Consider the following 8,985-nt stretch of genomic DNA (forward strand, 5'->3'; position numbering starts at 1 on the left):
CGGGTCAAGACGTCCAGGGCGGACACAAAAAACCCCCGCCACGGATGTGGCGGGGGTTTTCTGATTGATCAAATGGCTCAGGCCTGATTACTGGCTCTCTTCGACCATCAACTCAACAGCGAGCTGGATTTCTTCGTCCGAGCAGCTGGAACAGCCACCTTTCGCCGGCATTGCATTGAAACCGTTGATCGCGTGGGTCACCAGCGTTTCCATACCCTTATCAATTCGCGAGCTCCAGGCACCGGCGTCACCCTTTTTCGGAGCACCGGCTGCGCCCGTATCGTGACAGGCTGCACAAGCAGCGCTGTATACCTCACCCGCGGAACGGGGGCCGGAACTTGCAGCCTGGGCAGGCGCAGAGGAAGAACCGCACTCCTCTTCGCCCTGCACACACACGGTGCCCACCGGCGCTATACGCGCACGGATTTCGTCTTCAACGCTTGCCATTACGGCACTTGCCGCCAGGCCAAAGCCAAGCAGTACAACAGCCAGGGCTCTCTTCATCATCACAAATCACCTTAATATTGGGTGTTATTAAAATCGTTGCCCGCATTATAGCGATTGCGGACGGGCAAAAAAACCAAATGGCAAAATGAAGCGAAAATACAGGTACCATGTGCCGGCGGTGGCAAACGCTGCAAACCGATTTATAGGATTGAATGTTATGACCGACCAAAGCCCAATTCAGCGCTGGAGAACGCCCCTGCTGATTGTCGAGTTTTCTGCACTTGCGATCCTGCTGGCGTCCATGGCCTGGTTTTCCAGCCTGGCGGAAAGCGGTGAACCGCTCAACCCGGCCTGGCTGCTGGTTCCGGCGGCGGCAAGCCTTGCGGTCTTCGTAAGCTTTATTGGCCTGATGTACCTGCGCTGGATTGTAGCAGCAGCCGCAGAACGGCAAGTTCGTCACAAAATCGTGTTTTCATTACTGGTGATCACGCTTCTGGGCGTCTGGGCCTTTGGCATTGCCAACACCTGGGTCAGTCTTTCCAATGCATAGGGATGGGGCAATGCCGTCAAATTTGAGCTTATCCGACCGGCGGGGATTTCGCCGATTCCTTTTCCTGGGAATTATCGTGTCATCGCCCGCCATCGGACAGGAAAACCCGCCATCCGGCCCGGATTTCGAGGAAGTCTCCCTTGAAGAATGCGCGCTGATCGAAGACGGTGTTCAGCGCCTGGCCTGTTACGATGCCCTGAACCAACCTGATGAGGCCAGGGAGCAGGCGTCTGAAAAGAAGCTTGAGACCATAGACCGGTCGATAGAGGCACTGCAGTACGAAGAGCTGGCCAATGCGGAAGAGGGCGACCAGGCCCTGGAAGACATTGAATCACAGGCGGGCGACGATGATTCAGGTGTTATGTCTGCCCTGCTTGGCCGCTACATGGAGGCGGAGAAAGCCATATTCTCATTCTCCGGCAGTTTTGTGGGCCATCGCCCCATGTACATTCTGCCCTTCAGCTATCAAAGAGGCGCCAACCGCGAGCCCAGCAGTCCCAGGCTGGGCGCGACGAATTACGATTACGAGATCGACAACCAGGAAGCGAAGTATCAGATCAGCTTCAAGGTACCCTTGCTTACCGGCTGGCTTGAGGACCGCACAACCCTCTGGTTCGGGTACACCCAGAAATCTTTCTGGCAGGTGTACAACACGGATGACTCGGCCCCCTTTCGGGAGACCAACTACGAGCCGGAGATTTTTCTGCGGTATGCGGCCGATTACGATATTGGCCCGGGCACCCTGAATGGACTTTCCATCGGGATAAATCATGAGTCCAATGGCCAGTCGGAACCCCGCTCACGGAGCTGGAACCGGATTACCGCCAATGTCGCCTACAGTTATGGCCGCTGGCTGTTCATGGCTCAGCCCTGGTACCGTCTGCCGGAGGACAGCAGTGAGGATGACAACGAGGATATTGAGCGTTATCTGGGGCACGCTGACTATATGGCGATCTATAAATGGAGCGAGGATCGGACGCTGTCGCTGACCCTTCAGAACAATCTGCGGTCGGATAATAACAGGACGTCGTTTGAGCTGGGGTACAGTTTTCCGATGGGCGATACGGTCAAGGGTTACATACAGTATTTCAATGGGTACGGTGAGAGTCTGATTGACTACAATGAGCGGGTTCAGCGGATTGGTATCGGGATTATGCTGAACGATTGGCTTTGATTCTTTAACTTAAGAACAAGACCACTCTGACGGCTACCCGGTTCTGAAAAACGCTTTGAATACGTCCCTGTACGCTTGGGCTCCGCCATCCATGGCTCCGCACATTTTCAGAACCGGGTAGCCGCCAGAGCGGCCCCGCAACTGGGAGCTAGCCTCCTGAGTTCAACTGCTCCATTTCTGCCAGCAGCTCTTCCGTCTTGGCTTTCATCAACGGAATATCCGCCCTCGATTCCACGTTCAGGCGAACCACCGGTTCGGTGTTGGACATCCTCAGGTTAAACCGCCATTCGTCGAATTCGATGCTTACGCCGTCAACATGGGAGACCTGTTTGGCCTCTGCGCCATATTTCGCCTCAATCGCTGCGATCACCTTGGGTGGATCGGTGATGGTGCGGTTGATTTCGCCGCTGGCCGGGTAGGCTTCTATTCTCGCGTCTATCAGGGAAGATAACGTCTGGCCGGACTGGCAGAGGCGTTCGGCGATGAGCAGCCAGGGGATCATGCCGCTGTCGCAGTAGGCAAAGTCGCGGAAGTAGTGGTGGGCGCTCATTTCGCCGCCATAGACCGCGTCTTCGTCACGCATTCTCTGTTTTATGAACGCGTGGCCGGTTTTGCTTTCGATGGCTTCGCCGCCGGCCTTTTTGACCAGGTCCAGGGTATTCCAGGTCAGGCGTGGGTCGTGGATGACTTTGCCGCCACCGGTTTTGCGCAGGAACTGGTCTGCCAGCAAACCGACGATGTAGTAGCCCTCGATAAACCGGCCGTTTTCATCGAAGAAGAAGCAGCGGTCAAAGTCCCCGTCCCAGGCGATGCCCATGGCAGCGCCGTGTTCGATGACGGCGTCGGCGGTAGCCTGGCGATTTTCTTCCAGGATCGGGTTGGGCACGCCGTTAGGGAAGTTACCGTCGGCTTCATGGTGAATTTTCACGAAATCAAACGGCAGGTGCTGTTCCAGCTCGTCGATCACCAGGCCTGCGCCACCGTTGCCGGCGTTCACCACAAAAGTTCTGGGGTACAGGGATGAAGCATCGACATAGCCCAAAAGGTGATCAATGTAGGCCGTGGTGGTTTCCAGGGGTTCGATCACACCCTGCTTCGGAGCGTCGGTGAAGGGTTCCAGCACCCGGTCGCGGATTTCGTTCAGACCATTGTCGGAGCTGATGGGCCGGGAATCGGGGCCAACCATTTTCATGCCGTTGTGGTCTTTCGGGTTATGGCTGGCGGTGACCATGATGCCACCGTCCATCTTGTAATGGCTGGTGGCAAAGTAGACGTTCTCGGTGCCGCAGAGCCCGATATCGAACACATCCGCACCAGCAGCCATGAGGCCGGAGCTCAGCGCATCGGCAATGTCCGGGCTCGACAGGCGAATGTCATATCCCACGATGACTCGCTTGGCGCCGGTGATTTCCACATAGGCTCGGCCAATGAGCTCGGCCAGTTTCGGGTTCAGTTGATCGGGCACTCGCCCGCGCAGGTCATAGGCTTTGAAACAGGACAGATCCATTGTCACTCTGATTTACTCCGCCGCCGAGGACTGAAGCTGAATATAGTTCTGTATCCCCATCTGGCTGATCATTTCCAACTGGGTTTCCAGCCAGTCAATGTGTTCTTCTTCGCTGTCCAGAATATGACGGAACAGCTCCCGACTGGTGTAATCGTTTACCTGTTCACAATAGATAACGGCATCCTTGAGATCCTGATGGGCAATCATTTCCAGCTTCAGGTCGCAGGAAATCATTTCCTCAACGTTCTCACCGATCAGTAGTTTGTTCAGATCCTGCAGGTTCGGCAGGCCTTCCAGGAAAAGAATCCGCTCGATCAGCATGTCGGCGTGCTTCATTTCGTCGATGGATTCTTCGTATTCCTTGGCCGCGAGCTTGGTAATACCCCAATCCTTGTACATCCGCGAATGCAGGAAATACTGGTTAATTGCGGTCAGCTCATTGCCGAGGACCTTATTGAGGAACTGGATAACTTTCTTGTCGCCTTTCATTGGAACGCTCCATGCCGGATTGATTCAACAAGAGAATAGCGGTTTAGGACAGGAGAAAAAATCTTAAATGGTAAGCCAGTGCAGATGAAAGGCGCTGCAGCGGGTCAGGCCGGCTGGGCCAGCATGTCCGCCAATGCCATGTAGTCCGGCGTGCGGCTCTCGCGCAGAATCTCCCGGGCGGTGCAGGCACAGCGGCCGCACTGGGTGCCGACACCAAGCTCTTTGCCCAACTGGCGCATGGAGCGAACCCCGCTGTCAGCGGCTTCGCGGATTTCCCGATCAGTGACGCCATGGCAAAGGCAAACGTACATAACAAAATCTCTTGTCGGATTGAAAGCTACTGAGAATTATTGCTATTTGCAGTTAGCTTTTCAAGGTTTCTGCTCATATTTTCTGCAATTTAATGTTTCCGGCAAGCACACCAGCTTTGATTTACAATGCAGGCCTCTAAATGCGATCGATATTTCTACCACTCAGGAGCCACCGTGGCGCTCAAAGCAACCATCTTTAAAGCAACCCTGAACATCGCCGACATGGACAGGCATTACTACGCCGACCACCAATTGACGCTGGCCCGCCACCCGTCGGAAAACGATGAGCGGCTGATGATCCGACTGCTTGCCTTTGCCCTGAATGCCAGCGACACCCTCGCTTTCACCAAAGGCATCAGCACCGATGACGAGCCGGATCTGTGGCAGAAAAGCCTGAGCGATGAGATAGAACTGTGGATTGAACTGGGCCTGCCGGATGAAAGCCGGCTTCGAAAAGCCTGCGGCAAGGCAAAACAGGTGATTCTGTACACCTACGGTGGCCGCGCAGTGCCCCTCTGGTGGGAAAAGGTACAAAGCAAAATTGATCGCTTTGAAAATCTGACCATTGTTGATCTGCCGCAGGATGCCGCCGCTGCCATGGCCAAACTGGCAGACCGGAATATGAGCCTGCAATTTACCGTTCAGGATGGCGAAGTGGGCATTGGTAATGAATCTGACCGCATCACCATCACGCCGGAAACACTGCTAGAAGGGAAACAGAAGCGGCAGTAGCAACGCGGTAAACAGACCCGTCAGGCTCATGCCCAGGGAAGCAAACGCACCCGCCGTCGGGCTGATTTCAAATGCCCTGACCGTGCCAATGGCATGACCATTCAGGCCCAGCGCAAAGCCCAGAATCCGCTCATCCCCAACCTTGAGCCGTGCCGCCAGCATATCCACGCTGATGGTCGCGATCACACCGGTCAATAGAAGCGCGCCCATCATCAGCGAAATAGAGCCACCCAGTTCTTCCGTAATGCCTATGGCAATAGGCGCAGTGACGGATTTAGGCGCAAGTGAGGCCAGCACTTCCGGCGTCGCCCCCAGAGCCCAGGCAATCACCAGGGTATAAACCACCGCCAGCATCGCCCCCACCGGCAGCGTAATCAGGATAGGCCAGAGCATCTGCCGGATATGGTGAATCTGCTGGAACAGCGGAATACCAAGGGCGACGGTAGCCGGGCCCAGCAGCGCAGTCAGCCAGGCCGCGCCCTGACGATACACCGGATAATCCAGCGGCAGGGCCACGATAGCCAGTGACAGAAACACCGCTGACACCAGCACCGCCGGCAGCCATACCGGCTTGCCAAGCCGGACGAACACCGCCTGCCCCACCACAAAAGCCGCCAGCGTGAGCCCCACAGCAAGCATGGGGCTGTCGGCAAGCACAGAAAAACCCTCGACAAACCCGGTCACTGCCCAACCTTCCCACTGTCACCGCCAGCCGCCCATTGCATCAGCAAAAGCGTGCTGACGACACTGAGCAGGGTGCCCAGAATCAGCGCCGATAGAATCGCGATCCAGTAACCGTTGAACGCCTGAACATTGAAAAAGATGCCCACCACACCGGGCATGATCAGCAGCACCAGCACGGAAATAATGGATTGACTGGCAGCAGCCAGACCCTCGGAAGCCCGGCCCCGTGCCATCAGAAAGAGCACCAGCCCCAGCATCCCGAGCACGCCGCCACTGAAAGGCAACCCCAGCCCCAGACGAGTAAGCTCACCGGCCAGGAAAAAGCCGATCAGAATCAGAAAACCACGGAGAATCTCCATACACACCCTCGAAGAACCAAGGGCAACACTTTAGTGCGAAGGCTGGCACAACACCACATAGACCAAAGAATCGACGACCCCTGAAAAGCCGCACCGGGGCTGGACAGGCCCCCTGCTCGCACGTACCATAGCGACCTCGAAATTGCGCGATACGCCAATCTCGAATGCGCCCGTAGCTCAGCTGGATAGAGCGCTGCCCTCCGGAGGCAGAGGTCAGAGGTTCGAATCCTCTCGGGCGCGCCATATTGATGAAGGACTTGCGAGAGATCGCAGGTCCTTTTTTATTTTCTGTGTCCAAACTGTGTCTACGGTGTCCATTGATTCAAGGCGTTCGCCGCCGCCATGCTGAATGTGACCGTTACACCAGACGAACGCCAGCGCCGGAACCTACTTGATTGCTTTGTCGAAAAAACCTGATAAATGCCACTACAGTTTCGCCCGAAGCAGATTCAGGCCAAGACCGATATACACAAGCCCTGTGATTTTACCCACGATCTCGGAAATACGAGTATGTGTTCGAATCGCTCCTGTGACACTGGCGGCGAATGCGACCAGTAAAAGACACCAAATTGTGCCCCCTAGTACAAAAACACCGCCTAAAAGGAAAAAAATACTGGAGTTGCTGCCAGGAGCCAAAAATTGCGGAAGAAATGCCAAAAAGAAAATAGCAATTTTCGGATTTAATAAGTTAGTGATGAACCCCTGAACGAAAATCTGTGAACGGTTTTGAGCCGCCGCGCCGAAGGAAGTGGACAGCTTTCGGTTACTGCGTAAGGCCTGAATACCAAGATAAACCAGATATGCAGCGCCGATAAATTTAACAACCGTAAACGCCAGAGCCGAACTAGCCAGTATCGCCGAAAGCCCAATAGCTGCGAATATTGTGTGCGCCAGGACTCCAGCACTCACGCCGAAGACCGACAGCAGCCCAGCCAGACGCCCCTGAGATATTGTTCTTGCTAAAATGTACAGGGTGTCGGGTCCTGGAGTAATCCAGAGCAAAAAGGCCCCGACTTTAGTCGAGGCAAGGAGACGCCACATACGCCAGCAACAAACCTGAAAGCTCTTTGTTAATGGACTACCGGATGGTTAAAAGTTGTACTGAGCTGCAAACAGAAGCCTTCTCGCGTCACTTGAGTCGCCGGCCTGCGTTTCTTGGTCAAAGAAGCCGTATTCGACGCCCAACATTACGCTTTCGACCGGTGTCCAGGTGTAATTTACAAACGCATTTTGGTTCGTTTCGGCATCTGCGCCTGTCAGAGCACCATCGCTTACAGCATCGTCCAAATCCAGGCGAGCAAGACCGTAGCCCAGTTTGACGCTGGAACCCCCGCCTACATCGATACTGACACCAACCTGACTGCCGTACCCTGAAATTGTCTCCAGAGAGTCGCCGTTCATGTACGCGCTTGCGCCATAGTAATTGCTGCCAGAACGCCAGAGGTAACTGCTGGCACCATCAGTATAAGTAAACGCACCCTGGATAGAGACAGAATCAGTGACACTGAAACCGGCCGCACCAAAGAAACCGTAAGCCAGCTGCGATTCATCGGTCGTTCCGTCGTCGGAACTCAATTGATTCACCAAACCAGCGAAAGAGTACTTGAGACTTCCAGAAGCGCTTTCGACTCGGGCAGTCAAAGCTGGTGTGCCGGTTTTTGCGTTTCCACCGATAATAGTTGCACTCGGATTCTCAAGAGCAACAGAAACCGGCCCAGTCGTGTATCGAACCTGCTCGCTGCGATTGAAGCTGCCCGCGTTCCCGGCCAGGCTGTCGAAATCCAGGGTAGGAGTCCATCCCACAAAACTATTAAAGTTTGACCAATTTCTGCCAATCATGACGCCCTCGTAGACGCCATAAGCGTGCCTCATCCGCAGACTTCCGGCACTATTTCCAGAGCCTCTGAAATCACCTTCAACAACTACCTTCAAACCGCTGGCGTGATTTACTCTGACGCCTAACCTGCTCTGCTGAACATCGGCGCCAAAGTGACCGGTGATGTCCTGATCAGCGGGTGAGAACGTTCCGGCGCGAGTTGACACTGCCCGGTTATCGTCCAGATCGTAACTCACATTCAGGCGCGCAAAACCGTAAATACTTGCTTCGACATCTCCCGCATTAATTTCAACCGCTGAAACAGGAAAGGACAGACCGACGATCACGGCCACACTTGATATTCTGATCGATTTTCTCAGCTCTGAGATTTTCATCTAGTTTTAACCCTTTTTGTTGTCAATGGATGTGCTCCTACCATTAAAAGAGTGTTTGACGGCGGGCAGCCTTGGCAATCCGAATTAATAACCAAATGAATTGTAAATCTACGTATTTTAATACTTAGAAAACTAAGTGGTATTACTTATTTTTAGACCAATCCCATTTAAAACTTATATCAAAAAAACATTTAATAACAATAATTTATGTTTGATCTGTGGATTTTTTTATTAATTCAAATAAACGGCATAAATTTTAGAACAAATATGCGTTGTTCTTGACACTAACCTGTTCCTGTTTAAATTTAATATTACGGGCAATCACTTACTTTCTTGATTGCCCGTTGCGCCTGATAGCAGTTTATTCATAGCGGGAACGACAGACGCCATAAGGGTATGGTGTAACCATCCCCTAAAATCGGTGCATGCGTAATTAGAGTTCTCCGGCCTACAATGAGACAAACGGAGAGCGACATGAAAAAGTCACGGTACAGCGAGTCCCAGATCGTCAAGATCCTGAA

General features: G+C 53.8%; 11 protein-coding genes and 1 tRNA gene. 4 read left to right on the plus strand and 8 right to left on the minus strand.

Going from position 1 to position 8,985, the window contains the following annotated elements:
- Nucleotides 1-87: 87 nt before the first annotated feature.
- Nucleotides 88-504 carry a c-type cytochrome gene (locus E5Q11_RS16950; RefSeq protein WP_135804648.1) on the minus strand — a complete coding sequence of 139 codons (417 nt, stop codon included), beginning with the start codon at nt 502-504 and terminating at the stop codon, nt 88-90.
- Nucleotides 505-664: 160 nt separating this feature from the next.
- On the opposite strand from E5Q11_RS16950, the gene E5Q11_RS16955 reads away from it, so the two are divergent.
- Both E5Q11_RS16955 and E5Q11_RS16960 read left to right on the plus strand, forming a co-directional pair.
- Nucleotides 665-997, plus strand: coding sequence for a hypothetical protein (locus tag E5Q11_RS16955; RefSeq protein ID WP_135804636.1), 333 nt, complete (start codon nt 665-667; stop codon nt 995-997).
- A gap of 76 nt (nt 998-1,073) precedes the next feature.
- Nucleotides 1,074-2,171, plus strand: a complete 1,098-nt coding sequence (locus tag E5Q11_RS16960) for a phospholipase A (RefSeq protein ID WP_225315075.1) — start codon at nt 1,074-1,076, stop codon at nt 2,169-2,171.
- A 148-nt stretch (nt 2,172-2,319) separates the two neighbouring features.
- Here the strand turns inward: E5Q11_RS16960 and E5Q11_RS16965 are convergent, their stop codons facing one another.
- The 3 genes from E5Q11_RS16965 to E5Q11_RS16975 form a co-directional block, all read right to left on the minus strand.
- Entirely contained in the window at nt 2,320-3,678 is a 1,359-nt protein-coding gene (locus tag E5Q11_RS16965; protein WP_135804649.1) for a phosphohexomutase domain-containing protein, read from the minus strand.
- A 12-nt stretch (nt 3,679-3,690) separates the two neighbouring features.
- Nucleotides 3,691-4,167, minus strand: coding sequence for a bacterioferritin (gene bfr, locus E5Q11_RS16970; protein WP_135804638.1), 477 nt, complete (start codon nt 4,165-4,167; stop codon nt 3,691-3,693).
- Nucleotides 4,168-4,271: 104 nt separating this feature from the next.
- Nucleotides 4,272-4,478: a bacterioferritin-associated ferredoxin gene (locus tag E5Q11_RS16975; RefSeq protein ID WP_135804639.1), complete on the minus strand. Its 207-nt coding sequence runs from the start codon at nt 4,476-4,478 to the stop codon at nt 4,272-4,274.
- Between the two features lie 174 nt (nt 4,479-4,652).
- On the opposite strand from E5Q11_RS16975, the gene E5Q11_RS16980 reads away from it, so the two are divergent.
- Nucleotides 4,653-5,210, plus strand: coding sequence for a YaeQ family protein (locus tag E5Q11_RS16980; protein ID WP_135804640.1), 558 nt, complete (start codon nt 4,653-4,655; stop codon nt 5,208-5,210).
- Here the strand turns inward: E5Q11_RS16980 and E5Q11_RS16985 are convergent.
- A complete protein-coding gene (locus tag E5Q11_RS16985; RefSeq protein ID WP_135804650.1) occupies nt 5,184-5,849 on the minus strand; it encodes an LrgB family protein in 666 nt (221 codons plus the stop codon). The genes E5Q11_RS16980 and E5Q11_RS16985 overlap by 27 nt on opposite strands.
- Before the next feature lie 41 nt (nt 5,850-5,890).
- Nucleotides 5,891-6,253, minus strand: a complete 363-nt coding sequence (locus tag E5Q11_RS16990; protein WP_135804641.1) for a CidA/LrgA family protein — start codon at nt 6,251-6,253, stop codon at nt 5,891-5,893.
- Between the two features lie 166 nt (nt 6,254-6,419).
- Here E5Q11_RS16990 and E5Q11_RS16995 point away from each other — a divergent pair.
- Nucleotides 6,420-6,496 (plus strand) — tRNA-Arg (locus E5Q11_RS16995).
- 183 nt (nt 6,497-6,679) lie between these two features.
- On the opposite strand, the gene E5Q11_RS17000 is transcribed toward E5Q11_RS16995, so the two are convergent.
- Nucleotides 6,680-7,294 (minus strand): LysE family translocator, encoded by a 615-nt coding sequence (locus E5Q11_RS17000; protein WP_135804642.1) that lies wholly within the window; start codon nt 7,292-7,294, stop codon nt 6,680-6,682.
- A gap of 48 nt (nt 7,295-7,342) precedes the next feature.
- Nucleotides 7,343-8,464 (minus strand): DcaP family trimeric outer membrane transporter, encoded by a 1,122-nt coding sequence (locus tag E5Q11_RS17005; protein ID WP_135804643.1) that lies wholly within the window; start codon nt 8,462-8,464, stop codon nt 7,343-7,345.
- Nucleotides 8,465-8,985: the final 521 nt, after the last annotated feature.

The organism is Marinobacter confluentis, assembly GCF_004785685.1.
In the GTDB taxonomy this organism is placed as follows: Bacteria; Pseudomonadota; Gammaproteobacteria; order Pseudomonadales; family Oleiphilaceae; genus Marinobacter; species Marinobacter confluentis.